The organism is Stenotrophomonas sp. SORGH_AS_0321, assembly GCF_031453215.1.
GTDB classification, from domain to species: Bacteria; Pseudomonadota; Gammaproteobacteria; order Xanthomonadales; family Xanthomonadaceae; genus Stenotrophomonas; species Stenotrophomonas chelatiphaga.
Genome location: NZ_JAVIZG010000001.1, coordinates 3,527,458 through 3,551,897, shown reverse-complemented (window position 1 = coordinate 3,551,897; position 24,440 = coordinate 3,527,458). Strand labels below are relative to the sequence as shown.

Sequence of the window (24,440 nt, the reverse complement as noted above, 5' to 3'; positions counted from 1 at the left end):
AAAGGGGACGGAGGGGATTAAGTCGTTTTCAACCGTTTAGGGTCGAAAACGACTTAATCCCCTCCGTCCCCTTTTTTCAGAAGCCGTGCGAGATGGTGGGCTGGCCGGCGGAGAAGTCCGCGTAGGGATCATGCTCGCCGCTGCTGCCTTCGGACAGGCGGAACTTCAGCGCCAGGCCGTCGCGTGAATCGGCCGCGCGCAGCGCTTCTTCGATGTCGACGATGCCGTCCTTGACCATCCGGAACAGGCACTGGTCGAAGCTTTCCATGCCTTCTTCCAGCGAGGCTTCCATGGCCGCCTTGATCTCGTGCACCTGGCCGCGACGCAGCAGGTCGCGGATCATCGGGGTGTTGATCAGCACCTCGGTGGCGGGCAGGCGACGGCCGTCGTGGCCCTTCACCAGGCGCTGGCTGATGACGCCGCGCAGGTTCAGCGACAGGTTCATCAACACGTTGCGGTGGGCGCTTTCCGGGAAGAAGTTGAGGATGCGCTCGATGGTCTGGTCAGCGTTGTTGGAGTGCAGCGTGGCCAGGCACAGGTGCCCGGTTTCGGCAAAGGCGATGGCCGCCTCCATCGTTTCCGCATCCAGGATTTCGCCGATCAGGATCACGTCTGGCGCCTCACGCATCGCGTTCTTCAACGCGTTGTGGAAGGCGTGGGTGTCCAGGCCGACTTCGCGCTGGTTGACGATCGACATCTTGTGCTTGTGCAGGTATTCGATCGGGTCCTCGATGGTGAGGATGTGCCCGGTCGTGGTGCTGTTGCGGTGGTCGATCATCGACGCCAGCGAGGTCGACTTGCCCGAGCCGGTGGACCCCACCACCAGCACCAGGCCACGCGGGGTCATGATGACGTCCTTCAGCACCTGCGGCAGGTTCAGCTCTTCGATGCTGGGAATCCGGCTGCGGATGGCGCGGATGACCATGCCGACTTCGCCGCGCTGCTTGAACACGTTCACGCGGAAGCGCCCGGTGTCGGCCAGGGCGATCGCCATGTTGAGCTCCAGGTCGCGTTCGAACTGGGGCACCTGGCCTTCGTCCATCAGCGAATAGGCGATCTTCTTGACCATGCCCGGCGGCAGGCCGGTGTTGCCCAGCGGGTAAAGCTTGCCTTCAATCTTGATGTAGACCGGCGCGCCGGTCGTTAAAAACATGTCCGAAGCGTTCTTTTCGGTCATCAGCTTCAGGAAGTAGCCGATATCCATCGCGTTTTTCCCCAAAAACGAGTCGCCGACGGCTCAAGTTGCAAGCATGGCATCGGCATGACGACAATGGCCGTGCACAACAACCGGCACGGCCTCCCCAAATGAATCAACGTAGCTTCGCACAAATGCGTCATGGCCTGTATGTGATGGCGTTGGCATTCGCACTCTCCGCCCCCGTCGCGGCGCTCGCCCAGGACGGGGCGCTGGAGCTTTCCCAGGCCCGCCAGGCAGTGGACCGGGCCACCCAGGCAGACGCCGACCAGTACGCCCCGGACCTGATCAACCTGGCCCGGCAAGGGCTGGAGCAGGCCCAGCGTGCCGCCGGTGACCGTCGCGAGCGCAAGAATGCGCCGGTGATGGCACAGCGCGCCGCCGCCGATGCCGACCTGGCCCGCGCACGCAGCGAGGAAGCCACCGCCACCGCGCAGTTGCAGCTGCGCCGCAATGAAGTCAACCAGCTGCAGCGTCAGCTCGAAACCGGGGAAAACCGCTGATGCGCGCACGTTCGATCTACCTCGCCGCCGGCCTGCTGGCCCTGCCGCTGCTGGCCGTCGCCGCCGATGACCCGCTGGTGCTGCAGCTCAACCAGCGCCTGATGGCGATATCGGCCAATCCGGATACGGCCAACCTGAGCGCGTTCGAGCGCATGCAGGCACAGCAGGCGGTCAGCACCTTCAGCACTGCCAAGCGCCGCGACCAGGAACTGACCCGCTACCTGGCCGAGCGCCGGGTGGAGATCGCCGAGACCGCCGTGCGCGCCGCTTTGGCCCAGCGTGAAGTCGACCAGCTGGAGCGGACCCGCAGCGATCTGCTGATCGAGGCCAGCCGTCGTGAGGCCGCGCGTGCCCGGCAGGAGGCCGAGCGCCTGCGCGTACAGGCGCAGATCCAGGCCGAAGAGTCCGAGCGCCTGCGGCTGGCCGCCGAAAGTGAAGTGCTGGCCCGCCAGGACGCCGAAAATGCCCTGACCAGCGTCGCCGGCAAGCAGCAGCAGCGCCTCAGCGCCGCACAGCAGAACGCCGCCAAGCTGGCCCGCGAAGAGGCCGAGCTGGTATCCGGGCAGGCGCTGCCCGCCAGCAAGTTCGACAGCCGCGGTGAAGTGTTCACGCTGACCGGCGATGCCTACGCCAATGGCCAGGCGGCCTTGTCCAACGCGGCGAAGAACCAGGCCAAGGCGCTGGGCGAGTACCTGAACATCGGCCGCAAGGGGCGGGTACGGATCGAGGCCTATGACAATGCCAATGGCGTGGGCCAGCGACGTGCCGAAGCCCTGCGCGATGCGTTGGTTGGTGCAGGCGTGGCCAGCAACCGGATCCAGGTCGCCGGCAAGAAGGCGGCATCCACCCGCGCGCGTTCGGCTGAGGTGATCGTTTCACCTTAAAGTATTGTTTTCGTTAATAAATGCGCGGCGCGTCTCATCTGGCTGAACCACTCGTCGCCGCATGTGCTCTTTTTGTCGCAGGGGGCTTGAACCCCCCCTCCAGCAAGCGTAGGGTCAATCGTCCGGGACGCATTCCGCGGACCGGACGATGGGAGGGCCGGGCCGATGCAATCTGGGCACGAACCGAAACAGGCAGACATCCACGGGCCAGTGTGGAACGCCGGACGGAACGTGGCCTTGTGCGCCGACCGTGCCTTTCTTCCCCCGACAGACGCCCCGTGCCGCCAGGCCGGGGCGTTCGTGTTTCTGCTGAAGGAGGTACATCATGTTTGAAGATCAGTCCCAGAGCGAGATCGAGGCCCGCCGCGCGCGCGATCCGGAATTCCGGACCCTGCATGACGAACACCGGAAGTTGAATCGCCAGTGCATGGATGCCGAACTCGGCGTGTTCGCCGTGAGTGATGTCACCCTGGGCCGGATGAAGCGGGAAAAACTGCTGGCCAAGCAACGTCTCCTGCGCATGCTCGAGACCGCCCCGCAATCTCACTCCTCCCCCTCGCATTGACGCATCCGCGCCCCGTCGGGCGCTCCGGCCAGTGATGGCCACCCTGCTGGCGTGCCGCTGAGGCCGCTACCGCCCGGGCACCGCAGGTCGTGGTGCCCGGGCTGCTGCACCCCGCGTTCCCTGTCGCGGGCGGCGTGGACCTCCTCGTCGGTCCATGTCGTCCGCGCCACTTGGCTTCGACGGTTCATGGGTGCAGCGGCTGGCAATCAAGGCCTACCATCTTCACGCCCATACAGCGGATAATCCAATGTCCGGCCCTGCGCGGCGCGAATCGAAGTCCCCCGAATGCCCATCCATGCTTCCGTCCTCGACCTCATTGGCCAGACCCCCATCGTCAAGGCCCAGCGCCTGGATACCGGCGTCTGCGAGCTGTTCCTGAAGCTCGAAAGTGCCAACCCGGGCGGATCGATCAAGGACCGTATCGGCCTGTCGATGATCGAGGCGGCGGAAAAGCGCGGCGACCTCAAGCCGGGCGCGACGCTGGTCGAGGGCACGGCCGGCAACACCGGCCTGGGCCTGGCCCTGGTGGCCCAGCAGAAGGGCTACAAGCTGGTGCTCGTGGTTCCCGACAAGATGAGCCGGGAAAAGATCTTCAACCTGAAGGCGATGGGCGCCGAAGTGCGCCTGACCCGTTCGGACGTGGCCAAGGGCCACCCGGAGTACTACCAGGACCTGGCCAAGACCATCGCCGACCAGATCCCGGGCGCCTACTTCATCAACCAGTTCGGCAACCCGGACAATCCGGCGGCGCACGAGTTCGGCACCGGCCCGGAAATCCTGGAGCAGATGGGCGGCGACCTGGATGCGATCGTGTTCGGCTGCGGCAGCTCGGGCACCATGACCGGCCTGTCGCGCGCGTTCTCCACGCTGTCGCCCAAGACCGAGCTGGTGCTGGCCGACCCGGTCGGCTCGATCCTGGCCGAGTACATCAACGACGGCGTGCTCAATGACAAGTCCGGCAGCTGGCTGGTCGAAGGCATCGGCGAGGACTTCCTGCCGTCGATCTCCGACTTCAGCCGGGTCAAGAAGGCGTATGCCATCACCGACGCCGAAAGCTTCCACACCGCCCGCGAACTGCTGGGCAAGGAAGGCATCCTGGGCGGTTCGTCCACCGGCACCCTGCTGGCGGCGGCGCTGAAGTACTGCAAGGAACAGACCACGCCGAAGAAGGTGCTGGTGCTGGTCTGCGACACCGGCAACAAGTATCTGTCCAAGATGTACAACGATTACTGGATGCTGGACAACGGCTTCCTGGAGCGCCCGCAGCACGGCGATCTGCGCGACCTGATCCTGCGGCCGTATGGCCAGCGCGACACCGTGGTGATCGGCCCGAACGACCTGCTGACCACCGCCTACCAGCGCATGAAACTGTATGACGTGTCCCAGCTGCCGGTCGTCGATGGCGACACGCTGGTCGGCATCGTCGATGAAAGCGACGTGCTGCTGCACGTGTACGGCGATGAAGCGCGCTTCCGCGACACCGTTTCCACCGCGATGGTCAGCAAGCTGGACCGGCTGGACGTGAAGTCGCCGATCGAGGCGCTGCTGCCGGTGTTCGACCGCGGCCAGGTGGCGATCATCATGGACGGCGATACGTTCCTGGGCTTGATCACCCGCATCGACCTGCTGAACTATCTGCGTCGTCGCGTTCAGTAGGGCGACGTTCGCAGATTTTACGTTCTGAATCCGCATTTATCCGCGTCAAAGGTCATTAAGGCCACGCTGATAGACTCCCGACCCTTCAATGGCGACCGCCTTGGGCGCCCAGCAGGAACTTCTTATATGTCTGAATCTTCAAAGCCGGCCCACGAGCGCGCCCTGTCGCTCGCCACGCTGGCCATCCACGGCGGCCAGTCGCCGGATCCCAGCACCGGCGCGGTGATGCCGCCGATCTACGCGACGTCGACCTATGCGCAGAGCAGCCCGGGCGAGCACCAGGGCTTCGAGTATTCGCGTACCCACAATCCGACCCGCTTCGCCTATGAGCGCTGCGTGGCGTCGCTGGAAGGCGGTTCGCGGGGCTTCGCGTTCGCCTCCGGCATGGCCGCCACCTCCACGGTGATGGAACTGCTGGATGCCGGCAGCCACGTGGTGGCGATGGATGACATCTACGGCGGCACGTTCCGCCTGTTCGAGCGTGTGCGTCGCCGCACCGCCGGGCTGGATTTCAGCTTCGTCGACCTGACCGACCTGGCGGCATTCGAGGCGGCGATCACCCCGGCCACGAAGATGGTCTGGATCGAAACGCCGACCAACCCGATGCTGAAGATCGTCGACATCGCCGCCGTTGCGGCGATCGCCAAGCAGCACGGGCTGATCATCGTGGTCGACAACACCTTCGCCTCGCCGATGCTGCAGCGCCCGCTGGAACTCGGTGCAGACCTGGTGCTGCATTCAGCCACCAAGTACCTCAACGGCCATTCGGACATGGTCGGCGGCATGGTGGTGGTCGGTGACGACACCGGATTGGCCGAACAGATGGCCTTCCTGCAGAACTCGATTGGCGCCGTGCAGGGCCCGTTCGACAGCTTCCTGGCGCTGCGTGGCCTGAAGACGCTGCCGTTGCGCATGAAGGCGCACTGCGCCAATGCGATGGCGCTGGCGCAGTGGCTGGAAACCCAGCCTGGCGTTGAGAAAGTCATCTATCCCGGTTTGGCGAGCCATCCGCAGCACGAACTGGCCACGCGCCAGATGAACGGCTACGGCGGCATCGTGTCGATCGTGCTGAAGGGTGGGTTCGAGGCGGCTAGATTGTTCTGCGAGCGGACCGAGCTGTTTACCCTGGCCGAGTCACTGGGTGGGGTGGAGAGCCTGGTGAACCATCCTGCGGTGATGACGCATGCTTCGATTCCGGTTGAGCGGAGGGAGAAGCTTGGGATCAGCGAGGGGCTGGTCCGGTTGAGTGTCGGGGTCGAGGAATTGGGGGATCTTATGGTGGATCTTGAGAGGGCGCTGCAGGGCGCGACTGCATGAAATCGCGTCGTCTGGAATTGATGTTAAGCCTGACCGGCCGGGACATCCAGAAGAAGTACAAGGACTCGGTACTAGGGGCGCTGTGGGGCGTTCTCGTGCCGCTGATCATGCTGGCGATCTACACCGTCATCTTCAGCGCGATCTTCAATGCGAAATGGAAAGGTATTGAAGTGCATAGCAAGGCCGATTACGCGGTGCTGCTGTTTATCGGACTAATCGTGTACAACATTTTCGCCGAATCATTGGCGCGTGCACCGTCGGCAGTGCTTGGTAGCCCCAACCTTGTGAAGAAGGTGGTGTTTCCCCTGGAGGTGCTCCCGGCGGTCGTTGTCATGTCGTCCCTTTACAACGCTGGCGTAGCCTGCGTTGCCTTGGTGGTCTTCTTGGTCTTCAGCAGCTTCGGACTGCATTGGCAGATAGTGCTGCTGCCGATCCTGATCGTGCCAATGATCGCCCTTACGCTAGGTGTGACATATCTGTTCGCTTCTTTGGGGGTTTTCTTCAGGGATATCGACCAGCTGGCTGGCCTGTTGGCACGCATTCTTCAATATCTGACCCCGGTCCTGTATCCATCGATCATTTTCCCTGACACCGTGGGTCAGTGGATGCGGTTGAGTCCATTGGCGATCTACGTCGAGCAGATCCGCGCGCTGATCGTCGCGGGAACCTTGCCAGACTGGGGATCCTACCTTTGGGCTGTGTGCTGGTCCGGAGCGATCCTGTGGCTCGGATATTGGTGGTTCCAGCGTACCCGGAGGGCTTTCGCAGATGTCGTCTGATGATCTTGTCATCGACCTGGCTGGGATCAGCAAGGTCTTCCATATTTATGAAAAGCCCTCCCAGCGCCTCGCCCAGACCCTGCTACCCCGGCTGGGCCGGCTTCTGCCCGGGGGGTTTGCTGCAAATCTCGCCAACAGCCAGCGCGCGCGCGAGTTCTGGGCGCTGCGCGACGTCAACCTCAGTGTCAAACGGGGCGACGCCGTAGGCATCATTGGCCGTAACGGGTCGGGTAAATCGACTCTGCTGCAGATCATTGCCGGCACGCTGTCGCCTACCACGGGGACCGCACGGGTCAACGGCCGGATTGCAGCATTGCTGGAGCTCGGAAGCGGATTCAATCCAGACTTCACTGGCCGTGAGAATGTCGTACTCAACGGCATGATTCTCGGTCTGACCGAGCGAGAGGTCATGGACCGCTTTGATGCCATCGCTGCGTTCGCAGACATCGGCAGTTTCCTTGACCAGCCGGTGCGCACGTATTCCAGTGGGATGATGCTTCGCTTGGCGTTCGCCGTGCAGACCCAGGTGGAGCCGGACATCCTGATTGTCGATGAGGCGCTTGCGGTAGGTGATGCGCTGTTTCAGAAGCGCTGTTTCCAGCAGATGGAGGCCCTGCGTGCCAACGGTTGCACGCTTTTGCTGGTATCACACGATCAGGAGTCAATACGAACGCTGACAGATCACGCCGTCCTGTTGCGGGACGGATCCGTGCGCTGTGCCGGGCCGTCCTCCGAGGTCGTGTTGGAGTACCGCAAGCACCTGCATGATGATGAACGCGCTTATTACGCATCGGTAACGGCGCAGCATCTCCAGCACGCTCGGAAGATCATCGAGTCGCAAGTGTTGGCCCCAGTCCCGCAGTCCGAGTTGGAAGACGAGCTCCCTGAGGAACCTGCCGCCGCTGATCGACAGATTTCCGACACACTCTCGTTCGGCGATCTTGACTGCCTCATCGAGTCGGTAGCCGTCAAGGACGCAACCGGAGCGGAATGCGCGTACTTCCTGCCGGGGGACACTGTCATCATCGAAGTCACTGCTCGACCACGACGTGATCTTGAAAAGCTCCACGTGAACCTGCGGCTGCGGAACAAAGAGGGAGTCAAGTTGTACTCATGGGGAACGCTGAACCAGGACATGCAACGAAGGGCGAGCGACGGGCCAACCAGCAAAGGCGTATGGGATCGGCTGTTTCCTGCTGACATCCCCTTCGTGGTTCGGTTCGGGTTTGACTGTGCGCTTGGCATGAACTTCTATGAAGTGCAGGCGTCCGTCTCGGAAGAGCTTGATCGCTACGGCGGGTCCCAGAGAATGTTGCACTGGCGCGATGAAGCGGCATTCTTCCAGGTGGGCATGCGGCAGAAGGAATACGTTTTCGGCGGTGTCTGCGATCTGCGGATGCATGCCGAGATCCTCTGAAACGAGCTATAGGGGAAGTGGCATGAGTGATACCGTGAAAGCGACAGATCGCACTCTGGCTCCCGCGCTGCAGCGGTTCGTCGTGGAGCGCTTGCTTTCCTGGCTTCCACCAGGGACGGTCAGGTTGTCAGGCGACATTGACGGAGTGCGAGATGCCCTGCTCGGTGCAGGCGTGAGCATCCAGGTCGAGGGGGAGTTTGCGTCGGCTGTCGTTGCCATCGCAGATGAGCAGGATGAACACAGCGCTCTTGCCAGCATTCCCAAGTGGCTTGAGGGCCGACGTGTGCCAGTCTGTGTAATCATCGTGGGGCAGGGCTTGGATTCGTCACGCCGCGTTTTCTGGGAGAAGGTCTGGATCTCGGCAGGCTGGCGCAAGCACCCGCTGGTTGAGATGGTCGCTCCTTATGGCGAACTTGACACGCTCACCGGACCTTTGATGCTTGCGTTCGAGCCCGTGCCCCCGGAGGCATTGGAGCGATATCCGCTTGCGGCGCTCGTGGCCGAGCGTGATCTGCATACTGACATGACGCGTGAAGCGGGCCGACGTTCCGACGCGCACATGACGCGGTATGCGCAAGCAGGCCAGTTCATCAAAGATGGCGACCGGGTGATTGATGTTGCTTGCGGGCTGGGCTATGGCACTTATCAGCTCGCCAGGATGACGCGTGCATCTTCGTTGCTGGGTATTGATGCCAGTGACTATGCCGCAAGCTACGCCATGGTCAATTTCCCGGCTCCTCCACATGCAGCGTTGCGCTTTTCGGTAGGCGACGCACAGGAACTCGCCTCGCTGGCGGACGGTTCTATTGATTTCGCCGTATCGGTCGAGACCTTGGAGCATCTTCCAGAACCGGATTTGCTGTTGAGTGAGCTCCATCGCGTTCTTGCGCCTGGCGGCCGCGTCTACGCCAGTGTTCCCAATGATTGGTCGGATGACACTGGAGAGGACCCGAACCCATTTCATTTCCATGTCTATGATTGGCCGCGCCTGCATGCGCAGTTCCAGCGCAATGGCTTCACTATCGAAAAGGCGTGGCTGCAGGATGCCGGCGGTGGCCAGAAGCGCCATTTCGCACTTCGATCAATGCTTGAAATAGATCCGCTGACAAGGCCCTCCTCCGACGGTGAATGGTTGCTGGTATTGGCACGTCGATCAGGCGATGTTGAACGCGGGGGCGAAGACGATGCGCTCGCGATCTCGCGTTCGTTGCTCCTCAGTGGCCAGGCCGAAGCGGCTATTGCTTCCCTGGAGGAGCTGGTGGCCGACCGGTCGCTGCCTTTGACCCCGGGCCTTGCGTCTGGTCTCCTTGCCATCGTGCATGCTCGGGCGGGACATCAGGACCGTGCTGCCACTGCATGGACCAACTGCGCCGACTTCCTGCGTCCCTCCCTGGACGATGTTCAGCTGAGGCCAATTGCATCAAGCGTCATTGCACTGGCGTATGCTGCACTGGGTAATCCGGAAAAACCGGTCACCTCCCTTCTGCTGAATCATGCCGAGGCAGCTTCCTGCCTGCGACTGCCGTCGTCCGTGTCCCATTACGACGATCTGCGCGATCGATCCGTTCTCGTGGGCGACACGGCAGACGAGCCACTGAACATGACAGCTTCAGCGGTTCGCAGTACGGTCGAGGCCAAGATATGGCTGGCAGAAAAGTATGCGGAGCATACTTCGCGCATCGCCGAGCTTGAATCCTATACCGCGGAGCTGGAGATCGCCCGACGCTGGCTTGATGGACAGTTCCATGAGCTGACAGAGCAGGTGAAGCAACTGCGTAAAGCGTCCAGCTGACCGCAGGATATAGCGAGCGAATCGATGAATCCCCTTCCTCCCGCTCTAGAGGCGCCCGGGCTCGAACTTGCTGGCGCGGTAGGGCAATTGCTGGCCGATGCTGTATGCACGATCATGGGGCCGACACGCTTGGCGGTCGTCGGCGACGACCCGCTGCAGCTCATGCCTTGTCTGCTTCAGCGAGGTGTCGATGCCTGCGTCGCTGGCGCTGAGACGGGAACTGCGTGGTTGGCCGCGCATCACCCTGGTGTGACCCGATTTCCGAACTTGGAACTGGCGATGCAAGGCAGTAGTGCACTGCGCGCCTGCCTTGTCCATGTTCCGGCCCCGAAGGAGCAATCGGCCTTCTGGTCGGGTCAGCTCCCCGAGCTTGTTCTCGCTGTCATAAGAACGACGGCGCCTGCAAACGTCCGGGAGCAGTGGATACAACGCGGCGCGCAATCAGGCTGGGGCCAGCACCCGCGACAGCTGCTCGCGAGCCGCATCGGCGACGCGCTCGATGCGTTTGGCTATCGCTTGCTGGCCCTCAGCCGCGGAAGCGCTGCGGTCTTGAATCCAGAACAATCGGCAGCCGCGGAATGGGCGGAGCTGGCGGGCAGGTTCGTGCGACCCGGGGATCGTGCGCTCGTGATGCAGCGACCAGAATCGCCAACTGCAAGCATTGTCGAGCAATGCACGCGCGCGGCATGCGTGGATGTCGAAGATCCCTCGGCTTTCGGTGTGCATGAACCTTTCGAGGCGCCAGGCAGGCAACAACCCGTGGATTTCATCCTGGCCGAGCAGCAGAGTGTCCTGACGCTCAGGCAGGTCGCCCGGCTGGCCTGCCACCGCCTGCGCCGGACGGGGCGGATGGCAATCGCAATCGGTGCCGCCGCAGCGGACCCCGCTCTCCTGCAGCGAACACGCGACGCATTGAACGAGGCTGGTTTGATCCCGGAACGGGCGTGGTGGCAAGGTGCCTTCGCAGGCAGTTCGATAGCAGAGTTTGACCTGACGGATTCCACCGTGGAGATTCCCTCGGGGTCAACTGCGCTCTGCGTTGTTGCGTACTGCCCTTCCGGCCTCCCGCTACCTGTCCGGCCTGCTGAAAAGCTCCCGAATATAACCGCATTTGATCGTGATTATGATGATCCCGCAATCGTGCGGTCGATTATTGCGATAGGCCTGAGAATTGAACATCCGGATGTTCGCCGCCGCCTCGCCCGGCAGGCCTTCGAACAGGCCTCCCCCACCAGTGCCGATGCAGGGGCGGCATTGTGTGTCCTCTGCTATGACTGGTTCGAGCGGGGCGAGACTGCGGAAGCGGATATGCTGTTGGGGCAGGTTAATGATTACCTCCAACATGAAGCGGTCAATCCCACCGCCTTCAGATGGCAGGTGTCCCTGGCTTATGTAGCGGCTACGATGTACCAGCGGTTGGGACTGCGAAGCCTTTCGAAAGCGATGTTCGCGCACGTCCTTGCTCTGGATGTTCGCAGGTACAGTCCGCTGCTCGGGACCAAGACGGTGGCTGCGGCGTTGGCACTAGGCTGGATGTGCCACGCCGAAGGCGATCCCGAGAGCGCGCATGCCTTCTGGATCCGTGCATTGGAGGAAGCGCGGCAGATGGCCGCTTTCCCCGACTGGGCGGAGGTCATAGGCAGCTTGGAAGCCCCTGAGACATTCGGCATGCCTGAGCTGGCAGCGCTGATCGATGACGCCGGGCGTGCGGCGGCAGCGCTGCGGGTCACGGGAGAGCCGGGTCGGTCCGCTGCCAAGGGGTGGTCCTTGGCAAATGTCTCAATGGCACAAAGGTCTCGTAGATCCGAGCTGGAAAGCGCTGCCGCGCGGCATTGGGCGACGCAGCTGCAGATAGGCAAGGACTGGCTGGATGCGCAGTACCACGAGCTGTTCGGCCAACTGTCACGCGCGCAGGCTGAACTGGAGCGGGCGGCAGACGACATTGACCGTGGACGTGAATCGTATGCTGGCGTAGTGGCCGCGTATACAATTGCACATAAGGAACATGAGCGCCTGATCGAGATCAAGGATGAAGAGCAGCAAGAACAGCACCGGCAGTGGTCGCAGCGCGTCGATGCCATCGACGCATCTTACGAGGGGCTTCGCGCGGCTTACGTGCTGGCTTCACGCAACCATGCAGCCGACCGTGCAGAATTTGAAACTGACCGAGCCAGATATGCTGCGGACCTTGAATTGAGCGAACGAGCTCGCATTGAGGCGGACGCTGCGCTGGCGGAGATGTCCAGAAATGGAATGCGGGACTTGGCTGAGTTACGCGCGGCGGTGACAGAGCTTGCGAAATTGCTGCCGGACTCGTCTGACGCTCCGGCAGCCCAGGACGACCCCATGCGCATCGTTGAACGGATTTCTTCCGGCATGGACGCGCCACCCGCTCGATGGGTGATGAAATCAACGATAGCTCTGGCCGAGAGGCGGATCAGGAGAGACAAGCGTGGCCATTGATTTAAGCGTCATCATAACATTCCACAAGGAAGGGGTCCTTGCGCACGCTACATTGCGCAGCTATGCCTTGACACGGCAACGCGCCCGCCTTGCTGGATGGAAGATTGAGTTCATACTCGTGCTGGACAATGCAGACGTCGCCACGCGCGACGTGGTCCGGGGGCATCCCGCCTTGGACGGCACAGAGCTGATCGTGGAGTCGCATGCGGGTGATTCCGCGCTCGCGCGGAATGCTGGTGTCGCGAAAGCGACCGGGACTTATCTGGCGACTTTGGATGGCGACGATCTCGTGAGCGGAGACTATCTGGAGCGTCACCTCGAATTCGCCAGGACGCAGAACGGGCGCGTAATCCTGCATCCCGAGTTCGTGGTGAGTTTCGGCATGTATAACGCGTTCAACTGGCAGGTCGATCAGCGCGGAAGGTATTACTCGCGTGACTCCCTGCTCTTCGTCAATCCTTGGATCAGTGCCGTGTTCGGGATGCGCGAGGCATTCCACGAAGTACCCTACGTGCCCTGTTTTCCCGCGACTACGGGGTTCGGGTACGAAGACTGGTACTGGAACTGTGAAACCACCGCGGCCGGTTTCGAGCACCTGATTGTGCCGGGAACTGCCTACTACTATCGACGCAAGTTCAGCGGCTCGGTGAACGAAGCCAGTCGAGCCATGCAGGTCGTCATGCCGCCCTCGCGCCTCTTTGACCTGGGGGGGGGCGCCATGATCCGGCGATTGATAGGGCTTGCCAGGCAAGTCAGCTATCGTCAGCTGCTGCGGAACCCGCGCATGGAGATTGGACGCATCATGGGTTGGATCGCGCGCCGCATGGGGCGGGCGGCCGATGTGGCTGCGCACGGAGCGCCACCGATGCCGGAATGGCTTCAGCAGGAAACCTTCGCTTTGGCGCATATCGAGCCCATGCTGCTAAGCGCTCATGAGGATCTGCGTCAGTATCAGCATTACGGGATACCGATTGTCGCCCGCCCCGGTGAGCTCTACCGGGAGGTGCTGAATCTGGTCGGCAGCGGAAACTTCACCCATGTGATGGTGCTCCCCTGGCTGGTCCCGGGTGGGGCAGATCGAGGCGCGTTGCACCATCTGCGCGCATGGGCCGAGCAGATCGACCCAGAGAACATTCTGGTCCTTACGACCGAGCCGGCCGCATCTCCTTGGGCCAACCGTGTGCCTGACGGCATACGCGTGGTCGAGTTTGGGCGGATAGTGGGTGAAATGGTGTTTGATGGACAGGTCCAATTGCTTACGCGTCTACTTCTACAACTGCAGCCGAAAGTGGTCCACAACATCAACTCGCGACTCATGTGGTCGGCAATAGGCCTGTGCGGACTTGCGTTGCGGCAGAAGACGCGCCTTTATGCATCATTGTTCTGTGACGATTACGTCAGGGACATGATCCCGGTTGGTCACGCGCGCAACCATCTGCGCGACTGCGCGAAGCACCTGGAGACTGTGTTCTGCGACAACAGTGTCTATCCGCTGATCTGGTCGTCGGAGCTTGGCGTGCCGGAAACGCTTTTCACCTTGATGCCCTTCCCGTACGACGGGCCAGCCGTTCCGGAGCGTTCGCCTGATGCGCAGGTTTCGCGGGGTCGGCCCCGTGCGTTGTGGGCGGGACGGTTCGACCGGCAGAAGCGTCCGGATCTGCTACTAGCCATCGTGAATGTCATGCCGGACTGGGATTTTGATGTCCATGGGCGTGCGGTTCTGGGGCCGGAGGACCCGACACTGAGGCAGCTTTCACAGATGCCGAACGTGGTCATGCACGGTGAGTTCGCGCGAGTGGCCGATATCGTCCATCCCGCGCAGACCGCGTATCTCCATACTGCGGCATGGGAGGGTATGCCAACCATCCTCATGGATGTCGCGGCGGCAGGCCTGCCGATCGTCGCACCTGCGGTAGGGGGGGTGATCGACTTCGTCGAAGCCGACGGCCTTGTCGAGGCAGTGAATGACCCCGAAGCATATGCAGCCAAGCTGGAAGCGCTTGCCGCAGATCCATCAGCGGTCGCCCGACGGGTTACCACGCAGGATCGTCGCATGGCCGGCGAGCGCACGTGGGACGCCTTCACGGCGCGACTGCGTAAAGTAACGGGCTATATGGCTGAAACCGAATCGAGGCTCCGCCAGTGATCCTTGGCCGCGGACTCCTTTCCGCTGCGTTCGCTCCGAGGTGGCAAGACGACGAGGATGTACTCGTGATAGCGGCCGGCGTCTCCAATTCGGCGGAGCAAGATGGGGCGCAGTTCGAGAGGGAACATCTCCTGCTTTCACGCTCGTTGTCCGAAACCAGATTCCGGAGGGTCGTGTACTTCGGCAGTTGTGCGGTAGGTAATCCGCATGAACGACGTACACCCTACCTTGAACACAAGGCGCGCATGGAGCGGCTGGTTCGCGAGGACGCTCGCGGACTCGTGCTCCGCCTGCCACAGGTCGTAGGCCTTGGCGGAAATCCAAATACGTTGACCAACTTCCTGCACGCCCGGATCGAATCAGGCGAGCAATTTGATGTCTGGACATTGGCAGAGCGCAATTTGATCGACGTTGCCGATGTAGCGATGATCGGTGAGCACATCATCGAGCACGCGGAAACGTTCTCTTCGGTGGTCGCGGTAGCCGATGTGCAGTCCAGCGCCATGCTGACAATCGTCCACGAGATGGAACGTGTCATGGGTCGCAAGGCGAACTATCACTGCGTGCGACGTGGCGAGCCGCTGGAGATCGACACCAGCGAGTGCGCCATAGCGGCAGAGGCAGTGGGAGTGAAGTTGGGTCCAGGGTACCTCACGCGCCTGCTGAAAAATTACTATGGCTGACACCGTATTTCCATCCACTGCAACCCTTTCAGCTGCTAGTAACTCCCATGCCGATCTCAGGTTGATCTGCGCAGATCGACCACCGTACTGTAATCATGAGCCGACCGGCCACCACGCCTTGCCCAAGCAGCAGATCTTGATGAGAGCCAGATTCTGAAGGTGCCGTTTGGCGCCTCCAGGCGGCTTTATCCCTGGGCCGGCACCAGTTGCCGACGGGTCATCCATACGTTGGACAATGCGAACAGCGTTAGCACCTGTGGGCTGTTCTTGGCCAAGCCGCGATAGCGCACCTTGCTGTAACCAAACTGGCGCTTGATGACCCGGAGGGATGCTCAATCTTCGCGCACATGCTCGCTTTGCAGCTCTCTCAGCGCTCGTGCTGTCGGCGGTCTCGGACGTTCCTGATGGCCTCCACCTTGCCTCGATTCCTGGCGATCAAGAAAGACGCTGTGAAGCCTCAAGCTCGTGCCGCGACTCCGCGCCGGTGTAACCACTACGCCGAGTGCCCGCACCTATCCCTCAAAATGCAGCGCCGGATGCGATGCATCGGGCGTGCTTGCCTCCCTGACAACGGCCGGATCATCCACACCAAAGGTGTCAATCTACCGTAGGACGGGTCACACCACTGACTGCCCTTCCTGGTCGGGTGCATCTCCGGATCACGCGCCTTGTTAGCCCTCTGGGTGGAGCTGGGCGTATGAATGATCGTGGCATCCACGATCATGCTCGAACGCAGGCTCAGGCCTTGATGATGCAGGTGCGCATTGAACGCCTCAAGCATCTTGGCGCCCAGCCCGTGAGTCTCCAGCGACCGGCGGAAGTCCAGAACCGTCGTCTCATCAGGAATGCGCTCCAGGCTGTTGATGCCGGCAAATCGGCGCATCACCGCCGTGTCATACAGCGCTTCTTCCATCGTCGGGTCGCTCAGCGCGTACCACTGCTGCAGCAGTGGTACGCGCAGCATTGTCGCCAGCGGATAGGGCTGGCGGCCGCGGCGGCCTGCGATCGGGTAGTGCGGCTCAATCAGCGCCAAAAGTCGTTTCCAGGGAACCCTCGATCGATCTCGTTGAGGAAGAGCTCGCGGCGCCTCTTCGTGCATTAGCGCAAGCCTTTGGCATCACCAAATATCAGCTGAATCCAGGTTCCTTCAATGTGTGTCTGATGGACCTCAGGCTTGCCGGCCAGCGGCCGGCGCTACCATAGGATTTCGTGCAGACTTGTTCCGACCATTCCTATGGCAAGCAGGGTAGGCACTGCAACGTGACGTTCTCAAGGCATGAATGAGGAAGGTCAAACCATTCATAGGCAGACGTAAATTACGTCCGCTGCTTCGTACATTGCATCCTCTGCCGGCCAAGCGCGACGTCGTGCGCACTCGGTAGTGGCTGGATCTACCTGGGTCCACGTCGAGGGAGCCCGCACGCCGGAGGCCTCCATCAACAGCGCAGGACGTGCCCATGGAACGCTCAGTGCGGAGACGTTGAGATCTCCGTCAGTGGTGCGCAGACGACTCGCATGTGTCCAGTTTCCGTTGACGAAGTGCAGTTTCTCCAGTGCATCTTCTCCAAATCTGCGGACCGCATCGTAGGTGATCAGCTGTGCTTTGTTCATGTCCCACCGATTGAGCCGGTGCTGCTCCTGGAGCATGGCTGCGCTGTTCAACACCATCAGCAGCGACGAGCCGAGGAAGCAGGCTGCCGCCATCCGCACGTGCCATCCGTTGCCTGCGAGGATGAGCAATGCGACTGCGGTGGTCCCGATCACAAATCCGCATGCCGATAGCGCGCGCGGGACCGGCCACCAAGTGCCTGAAAGCGCCACAGGTGCAAGTGACATGGCAATCAGCACAATGGTAACGACGAATACCCACAGTGTGGAAAAAGGCGCCCTGAATCCTGCTGCAATCAAAAGCGCTCCTGCCGGCACGATCAAAAGAACTTTTGCCGCACCGGACAAAAGCGGTTCGTCGGACCAAAGAATCTGACGTATTAGTGCGGATACCTGGCCAATGCGCTCATGGATCTGCGAAACGTCCAGCAACTGCCCGCGGGGGTCGCCAGCATTCCCAAGGATCTGCTTGATCACGACGTGAAGAATCAGGTAACAGGCCACGCCGATAATCAGCGGAGCCAGTTGCTTCAGGTCGGAAACGTTGGGCATCCAGGGACGCTGTCGGTCACGCCAGGAAACGATGAGCGACATCGCAACGAAGGCAAGTGTCATCGGGAAGACCAACTGATGTCCGCCCAGGGCAAATGCCATGGCTGCCGAGGACAGTATCAGCGGCGACCTATTGGCGGAACACAATAGGGGCTGTTTGACGTCGATCCGGTAGGCGTAATATAGATGTACCGCCATAAGTACGACATAGACGCTGGCGTTGAACAGGGCCTGGCGGAAAGTGAAGTATTCGCTGAAATATGGGTGAGCACAGATCAGCGCTGCACCAACACACTGCCACGCAACGGGGGTCCGCTCGTCGCCAATCCGGGTTGCCCCGAACGCAACGGCTAGTGGCAGGGCGAGCAGGATCAGAACGGTTGACGGCCAGTAGAAGGTCGGCACGCGCATGTCCAACTCCGTCGCGGCCCATTGCAGCAAGGCCTGGGTATAACGGCCCTGCGAGAGGTAGAAAGTCAGAGACTGATCGAGATTGCTGACGCCGTAATCATCGACGGCGTAGCCGGGCAGCACGGCCATGCCCTTGCTTGCCAGTGTGGCAAGAAACGCAAAAGCCAGTACAAGACCGAATCGTTGCAGTGGGCTGGACGGCAGGTAGAGCAGTGTACGCATGGGCTCGCTTCTCTGATGCGGATTCATGGGTCAGCGCCTCTGGCGAAACGAGAGGTGTTTATGGCCGATGTAGCTGGTGAGTACGGGTACGATCACCCCCACTGCATGCGCTGCGGTTTCAGGATGGTAGTGGAAGCCTGTCAGGGGGAACACCCATCGCGCGAGCAGTAGACTGATGGCCACGGTCTGCAGAATCGCGGCCACGTTAATTAGAACGAACCAGCCTGCCTGGGAACCCAAGGAGTTTTCAGCGCTAGTGAACACGAACAGGCGATTCAGGGTGAACGCGGTCGCCATACCGATGATGTAGGCGATGACGATGGAGGTGACGTACGGTGCGAATAGGCCAAGCAGGATGCGGGATCCGAAGTTGGCACAGGCGGCGATGCCTCCGGCCACAAGAAATCGAATGATCTGCATATGCTTCATCGGGACGCTGCGACCTGCGCCAGCTTTCTGCCTACGTCGATACTCTCATTGATCGAGCGGTCTTCGGGGTAGTAGTACGCCGTGTCAGCCATGTAGAAGCCTTCCAACGGCGTCGCCATGGACGGCAGCATGTCTTGGAAGCCGGGTGGACATATCGTCTGCGCGAACTCATACCGATGGCAGTGGGTTGCCCGTACCCAGTCCGCCTTGAAATCGGGATTGATCATGGGCAGGTAGCCGATAACCTCATCGATAAGTTGCTGATTGGACCATTGCCATTTCGGATGGCTCTTTGGCATGTAGTACGGGGCGTAGACAATATGCTCACCCTCACGCTTGCCGGGATTGAGGTTGCTGTACTCAATTAGCCCGGGGATCGATATCCGGTCATCGCTGATATTCATCCAGAAGTTTTTGCTAAGCGGGTGTGCGAGTTTCAGGATCACGCAGGCAACGGGAATGTTCTCGATTGCCGCAACCGCAGCCGAGAAAGCGTCAGGCAACGCGGGGACCATTGCGGGCACGTATTGGATCGGCGTTGTAGAGACAACGCCGTCGTAGGCCTGCTCACCCGTTGCAGTACGCACTCCAGTGGCGCGGCTACCCTCAGAGGTCACCTGCTGGATAGGCTGTCCAAGGAAAATTTGCCCGCCAAGGCGCCGGATTTCGTCGGCCATTTTCTCCAAGAGTACCGCTGAGCCGCCTTTCAGGTAGCCCATGCTCTCATTGAATAGGTTGCGCCGCGACAGCGCCACGCGTTTGATGCGCGTCCCGATCCACGATGCAGAGAGATTGTCCTGGTACTCGAAGAACTTTAGGGCGAATGCCTTCTCCCACATCACCTTATAGGCTTTAGGGCCGATCCAGCGCGTGATCCAGTCGCGCGCATTCTCCTTGTCCAGCGCCGTCCAGTCCTTGATGCCCTTGGTGTGCATCACGTGCAGGGCGTAGCGGATCTTGTCGACCAGTCCCAGGTGGGGGAAGCCAAGCAACGCAAAGGGTGTTCCCCATTTGTGCAACGTGCCCTGGTAGTAGTAGCCCATCTTTGTATCGGTCCAATGCAGGCGATCAGACAGGGCCAGCTCGTCAAGCAGCTTGAACAACGGGTAGTCGGTCTTGCAGATGAAGTGGTAATAACGTTCGATGCGCAGGCCATCGAAATCGAAGTCAGCCGACATGCCGCCGATACGGTCGTCGCGCTCATAGACGTCGACCTGGTGGCCTTTCTTCAGCAGCTCCAGCGCTGCCATGAGGCCCATGGGGCCACTGCCGATGATGGCGAATTTGCTCATTCGAGAATAGTCCGTCAGTTCCAGTGAGGTCAGCGCTGAAGCACGATGTGGCTGTAGCGTGGGTCGGTGTAGCTTTCGCGGATCGCGTCTTCGAACGGCGTTTGCCGTACGCCGAATACTGCCTCGGTATCGATGCCCGTGAAATCATCCCCCGCGCTCAGCGCCTTCAGTTGATCCGCCGTGAACGGAGGCTTGGCGCTGAAAATCGAGTAGGTACGCAGCAGGAACGCGAAGAAGCCAATCGGGATGTGCACGATCAACGTGCGCAGCTTCTTGACTCGCTTGATCGTCTTGATGATGTCCACGTAATCCACGCGGGTGTCGCCCACGACGTCGAACACCGTGCCATCCGGCTCGATCTCGATGCACTTGGCGATACAGCGGCAGAAGTCGCGTTCGTACAAGGGTTGGCGCATGAAGCGACCGTCGCCGGGTATCGGGAAAACAGGGGTCTTGGCCATGAAGCGCGAGAGCCAGCCCAAGTGCTTGGGGTCGAACCAGCCGAACATCAGGGTGGGCCGCAGCACGCAGTGGCGCTGGCCGCTTGCGACCACCATCGCTTCCTGGTCGCGCTTGGTCGTGGTGTAGTCATCCACGGCGACCGAGTTCACCACCGACGAACTGATATGCACCATGTACGGAACGGCGGCGGCCTTTGTGGCCTCCAGCACATGTGCGGTGGCGGTCAGGTTGTTGCGGACGAATAGATCGGTCGTCTTTCCAGTGATCTGCGCATGTAGTTGCACCGCACACTGGGCTCCCACGAACTCGGAGGCCCACGGCCCCGGCTCAGCCAGGTCGGCCTGGACCACGCGCACGTCAGGATGCAGCGCCTGCAGGATGGCCAGGTTATGCGCATGCTTGTCGATGGCAACCAGCTGGGAATAGCCCTGCTGCTTGAGTTCGACGATGAGATTCTGCCCGACCAGTCCGGCGGCTCCGGTAATGACGATCTTGGCGTTCTTGGCGGTCATCAGAGCTTGATCCTGCGAAAGACGAATTCAGGGATGTTCTTGATCACCATCATGATCGCCCACCAGAAGCCCGGCAGATAGGCAACGGGCCGGCGCCTGTCGATGGCCTTCGCGATGCCGGCTGCGACCTTGTCAGGTGTTGCCCACAGTGCGCCCTTCTTGAAGGCAGCGGTCATTGGGGTGTCGACAAACCCGGGCTTGATCGTCAGCACATTCACGCCGTTGGGGCGCAGCCGCTGTCCCAAGCCGCTCAGGTAAGTACTCACCGCGGCTTTTGCACTGCCGTACAGGTAGTTGCTGGCGCGTCCTCTGTCGCCGGCGACAGAAGAAATCACCGCCAGCGTGCCTCCGGCCTGCAGGCGCTGTGCCACGTCCGCCGCAAGTGCGATCGTCGATGTGCCATTGGTGCCGAACTCGCGCAAGGCCAGTTCCACCGAGGCATCGCAGGCCGCCTGATCCGGCAACGTGCCATGGGCGATGAGCACGGTATCGATGCCGCCAAAGGCGGACCATGCCGCATCCAACGTCGCCGCGTGCATGGAAATGTCATTGACATCCAGCGCGGCCGAAGCCACCTGGTGGGCACCGCGCACCCGCAGGTCGGCAGCGATGTTGTCCAACCGCGCCGCGTTGCGGCCGACCAGGAAAATGGCCGATGCGCGAACGGCATATACCCGGGCAACCGCCTCGGCAATGGCGGAAGTGGCGCCGATGATCAGTATTTTCTGCATGCTTACTCCGTGACCCGGCGCCAGAAGCCGGATGAGAAACGAGGGTCGATGTACTGGGCAAAACGTTCCCATTCGGGATAGGCTTGGCGGAACAGCGTGCCGGACATGCGCGCATCTTTTGCGGCGTAAACCGCACCGCCAGCCTCGGCGACGATCTGGTCAAGCCGATCCAGCATCAGGAACACCTCCGGCCCGTCATTCGGGAAGTCCAGCGCCAGAGTGGTTCCCGGCCGCGGGAAAGACAGCAACCCAGGCGAGGGCCGCGTGCCGAACTCTTTCAGCACGGCAAGGAAGGACCCGCGCCCACTGCGCGAAATTTCGGTGAGCAGCTCGGCGATTGCATCGCGCGCGACCACCGGCGGCAATACGCACTGGTGCTGCAGGAAGCCGCGTGGGCCGTACATGCGATTCCAGTGGTTGATGCCGTCCAGTGGGTAGAAATAGCTTTGGTAATGACTGACATGCCGACGGCGGCGTGCCGGCTGACGCCAGTAGTACATCGTGTTGAACGGGCGCAGCGTCAGCCCATTGACCAGCGATACAGGGGGGACGAAGGGGATGCTTCGTCGCGGGGATGAAGAGGGGGTTGCTGCCTGCGCATCGCCCGGCGCGTGGTCGCCACGCAGGAAATGACCGCGGCCCAGCTGTTTGCCGTTGGCGAGGCAGTCGATCCAGGCAACGGTGTACTCGAAGTCCGCGCCGGACTCCTTGGACAGTGCGAAGAAATCATCCAGGTGATCGAAGCGGATCGACTCGGTTTCGATCCACGGGCCCGGCACCCGCCGCAGCTGCAGCTCGGTCCAGGTGATCAGGCCGGTCAGCCCGAGCCCACCCAGCGTGGCCCCAAATAGTCCAGAGGCATCGTTGGCATCAAGCACGAGCCGGTTGCCGTCGCTGCGCAACAATTCCAGGCGGCGCACATGATGCCCAAAGGTTCCGGCGCGATGGTGGTTCTTGCCGTGCACATCATTACCGATCGCGCCGCCCACCGTGGCGTGGCGCGTGCCGGGAGTGACGGGCAGGAACCAGCCGGCGGGCAGCACCAGCGCGATGATCTCGGCGAGAGTGACGCCCGCTTCGCAGCGGATGACGCCGCTCGAAGCATCGAAATCGATGAAGCGGTCAAGTGACCGGGTCATCAACAGCGTGCCACCAGGATTCAGGCAGCTATCGCCATAACTTCGGCCACTGCCATGCGGCAGCAGGCTTCCATCGGAGGCCGGAAGGACGACCGTCCGGTCGTCCAGCGCGATCCGGGTATGGCTGGCGCGCGGATAGCGCCCCCAGGACTGGCCTGCCTGCGCAGTCATATGGCTGCCAGCACGACCAGTACGCAGAGGGCGATGACGACCTGACTGCCGCGGTCCATGGCCGCGAAAACGATCGGGTCATCATGCATGCCGCCCCTGTGCGCCACGACCCACATGCGGCTGATCCAGTAAAGCAGGATGGGACACAACAGCCAGAGCAGCTTTGGATTGCCATACAGCTGCATGCTTTCCGGACTGTTGATGTACAGGGCGAACACCAGCACACCGATGTAGCCGGCTGCGGTGCCCAGAGACTGCACCAGCGGTAGGTCGGCGACGGAATAGCCGCGTCCCAGGGCGAGGTCCTTGCCATCGGCCAAGGCCGCTGCCAGTTCGGTATAGCGCTTCAGCATCGCCAGGCTGAGGAAGACGAACATCGAGAATGCCAGCAGCCAGAACGAAAGTTCGGAGTCGATCGCTACCGTGCCCCCGATGATCCGCACGGTGTACAGAGCGGCGAGCAGGACCACATCGATCATCACGATCCGCTTAAGCTTCAGCGAGTAACCCAGGGTCATGACGTAATAGCAGAGCAGGACGGCGGCGAAGGCAGGGCTGCATACGAGCGCCAGTGCAAAGCCCAGCACGGTCAGCAGCGGGGCGACCAGCAAGCCGTGCAGCAGGGGAAGCGTTCCCGCCGCGAAGGGACGCCTGCGCTTGCGTGAATGCATGCGGTCCGGTGTCAGGTCCAACAAATCGTTCAACAGGTAAACGCCCGACGCACAAAGGCCGAATGCAAGAAACGCAACGCCAGCGTTAAGCACGGCGTCCGGGTCGAGGAAACGATGGGCGGTGAGCAGGGGCACCAGCACCAGCAGGTTCTTCAGCCACTGGTAGATGCGCAGGGCCTTGATCCAGGCAAGCAGCCCGCCGTTGCGCGCCGGCAGGTGCCCCAATACCCCCGTGTGCCGTGCGGCCTCGCGCGCCAGCGAAGCGCCGTTGTTGACCACGATCGCACCGCCTGCATGCGCCCATACATCCAGATCGACCCGACCATTACCCATATAATCGAAGCCGCGTTCACCAAATCGAGCGACCAGCGCGTCGGCCTTGTTGCGGCCCGACAAGTTAGTCTTCCCATCACTGGCGATGACTTCGTCGAACACCCCGAGGTGATCGGCAATGGGCTGTACCAGGATCAGATCGGAAGCGGTACACAAGACACGAGGGCGCTGGGTCGTCGTCTGCAGGATCTCCAGCACGCGCTCGTCGTAGGGCAGCGTTTCGGCAGGCAACGCGACCCGGGACGCAAGCTGTCGCTTGACCGCCGCTTTGCCACCCAGCAGCCAGAAAGGGATCAGGAACAAGTACAGAGGGTTGCGCGCCAGCAACGCGAGCAACGATTCGTACAGAATGTCCGAACGAAGGAGGGTGCCATCGAGATCAACGCATAGTGGACGATTGGCGGTACTCACGTGCGTCGCGCCTCTTTCTCGTAGCTGATGGCCTGCCGCATGGATAAAAATTCCCCGTCCCTGAAATTCGACTGAATAGTATAAGCCTGTGGTGTG

At 61.4% G+C, this 24,440-nt stretch carries 19 protein-coding genes and 1 pseudogene; 11 read left to right on the top strand and 9 right to left on the bottom strand.

The annotated features are described in order from the left end of the window. Positions 1-76: 76 nt before the first annotated feature. The gene (locus QE373_RS15990) at positions 77-1,204 is read right to left on the bottom strand and encodes a PilT/PilU family type 4a pilus ATPase (RefSeq protein ID WP_042613770.1); all 1,128 of its coding nucleotides are present in this window, start codon (positions 1,202-1,204) and stop codon (positions 77-79) included. Between the two features lie 125 nt (positions 1,205-1,329). Here QE373_RS15990 and QE373_RS15985 point away from each other — a divergent pair, with 125 nt between their 5' ends. The 11 genes from QE373_RS15985 to QE373_RS18495 all read left to right on the top strand — a co-directional run bounded on the left by QE373_RS15985 (position 1,330) and on the right by QE373_RS18495 (position 15,400). Beyond that, a complete protein-coding gene (locus tag QE373_RS15985) occupies positions 1,330-1,698 on the top strand; it encodes a DUF4398 domain-containing protein (protein ID WP_309689863.1) in 369 nt (122 codons plus the stop codon). Next, the gene (locus tag QE373_RS15980) at positions 1,698-2,582 is read left to right on the top strand and encodes a hypothetical protein (RefSeq protein ID WP_309688379.1); all 885 of its coding nucleotides are present in this window, start codon (positions 1,698-1,700) and stop codon (positions 2,580-2,582) included. The genes QE373_RS15985 and QE373_RS15980 overlap by 1 nt, the downstream gene beginning before the upstream one ends. A gap of 325 nt (positions 2,583-2,907) precedes the next feature. Then, on the top strand, positions 2,908-3,147 hold the full coding sequence (locus tag QE373_RS15975) for a YdcH family protein (protein WP_309688375.1): 240 nt from the start codon (positions 2,908-2,910) through the stop codon (positions 3,145-3,147). 285 nt (positions 3,148-3,432) lie between these two features. After that, complete coding sequence (locus tag QE373_RS15970) at positions 3,433-4,803, top strand: pyridoxal-phosphate dependent enzyme (protein WP_057508382.1); 1,371 nt, start codon at positions 3,433-3,435, stop codon at positions 4,801-4,803. A 126-nt stretch (positions 4,804-4,929) separates the two neighbouring features. Further along, positions 4,930-6,120, top strand: a complete 1,191-nt coding sequence (locus QE373_RS15965) for a cystathionine gamma-synthase (RefSeq protein WP_309688371.1) — start codon at positions 4,930-4,932, stop codon at positions 6,118-6,120. Next, the gene (locus QE373_RS15960) at positions 6,117-6,899 is read left to right on the top strand and encodes an ABC transporter permease (protein WP_309688368.1); all 783 of its coding nucleotides are present in this window, start codon (positions 6,117-6,119) and stop codon (positions 6,897-6,899) included. Before QE373_RS15965 ends, QE373_RS15960 begins: the two co-directional genes overlap by 4 nt. Continuing rightward, complete coding sequence (locus QE373_RS15955) at positions 6,889-8,316, top strand: ABC transporter ATP-binding protein (RefSeq protein WP_309688365.1); 1,428 nt, start codon at positions 6,889-6,891, stop codon at positions 8,314-8,316. Before QE373_RS15960 ends, QE373_RS15955 begins: the two co-directional genes overlap by 11 nt. A 22-nt stretch (positions 8,317-8,338) precedes the next feature. Continuing rightward, positions 8,339-10,108, top strand: a complete 1,770-nt coding sequence (locus QE373_RS15950; protein WP_309688363.1) for a methyltransferase domain-containing protein — start codon at positions 8,339-8,341, stop codon at positions 10,106-10,108. Positions 10,109-10,132: 24 nt separating this feature from the next. Further along, entirely contained in the window at positions 10,133-12,571 is a 2,439-nt protein-coding gene (locus QE373_RS15945) for a hypothetical protein (protein WP_309688360.1), read from the top strand. Next, the gene (locus QE373_RS15940) at positions 12,561-14,717 is read left to right on the top strand and encodes a glycosyltransferase (RefSeq protein WP_309688357.1); all 2,157 of its coding nucleotides are present in this window, start codon (positions 12,561-12,563) and stop codon (positions 14,715-14,717) included. The genes QE373_RS15945 and QE373_RS15940 overlap by 11 nt, the downstream gene beginning before the upstream one ends. After that, entirely contained in the window at positions 14,714-15,400 is a 687-nt protein-coding gene (locus tag QE373_RS18495) for an NAD-dependent epimerase/dehydratase family protein (protein ID WP_345784381.1), read from the top strand. The genes QE373_RS15940 and QE373_RS18495 overlap by 4 nt, the downstream gene beginning before the upstream one ends. A gap of 185 nt (positions 15,401-15,585) precedes the next feature. Here the strand turns inward: QE373_RS18495 and QE373_RS15930 are convergent. The 8 genes and pseudogenes from QE373_RS15930 to QE373_RS15895 form a co-directional block, all read right to left on the bottom strand. Then, positions 15,586-16,537, bottom strand: a pseudogene (locus QE373_RS15930) (IS5 family transposase). 162 nt (positions 16,538-16,699) lie between these two features. Beyond that, positions 16,700-18,220, bottom strand: a complete 1,521-nt coding sequence (locus QE373_RS15925; RefSeq protein WP_309688351.1) for a glucosyltransferase domain-containing protein — start codon at positions 18,218-18,220, stop codon at positions 16,700-16,702. Between the two features lie 3 nt (positions 18,221-18,223). Next, positions 18,224-18,622 (bottom strand): GtrA family protein, encoded by a 399-nt coding sequence (locus tag QE373_RS15920; RefSeq protein WP_309688348.1) that lies wholly within the window; start codon positions 18,620-18,622, stop codon positions 18,224-18,226. Then, entirely contained in the window at positions 18,619-19,914 is a 1,296-nt protein-coding gene (locus QE373_RS15915) for an NAD(P)/FAD-dependent oxidoreductase (protein ID WP_309688345.1), read from the bottom strand. Before QE373_RS15915 ends, QE373_RS15920 begins: the two co-directional genes overlap by 4 nt. 29 nt (positions 19,915-19,943) lie before the next feature. Further along, positions 19,944-20,888 (bottom strand): NAD-dependent epimerase/dehydratase family protein, encoded by a 945-nt coding sequence (locus QE373_RS15910; protein WP_309688343.1) that lies wholly within the window; start codon positions 20,886-20,888, stop codon positions 19,944-19,946. Next, on the bottom strand, positions 20,888-21,619 hold the full coding sequence (locus tag QE373_RS15905) for an SDR family oxidoreductase (protein ID WP_309688341.1): 732 nt from the start codon (positions 21,617-21,619) through the stop codon (positions 20,888-20,890). The genes QE373_RS15910 and QE373_RS15905 overlap by 1 nt, the downstream gene beginning before the upstream one ends. Positions 21,620-21,621: 2 nt before the next feature. Further along, positions 21,622-22,929: an FAD-binding oxidoreductase gene (locus tag QE373_RS15900; protein ID WP_309688339.1), complete on the bottom strand. Its 1,308-nt coding sequence runs from the start codon at positions 22,927-22,929 to the stop codon at positions 21,622-21,624. Beyond that, positions 22,926-24,344 carry a UbiA family prenyltransferase gene (locus tag QE373_RS15895; RefSeq protein ID WP_309688336.1) on the bottom strand — a complete coding sequence of 473 codons (1,419 nt, stop codon included), beginning with the start codon at positions 24,342-24,344 and terminating at the stop codon, positions 22,926-22,928. Before QE373_RS15895 ends, QE373_RS15900 begins: the two co-directional genes overlap by 4 nt. Positions 24,345-24,440 lie beyond the last annotated feature (96 nt).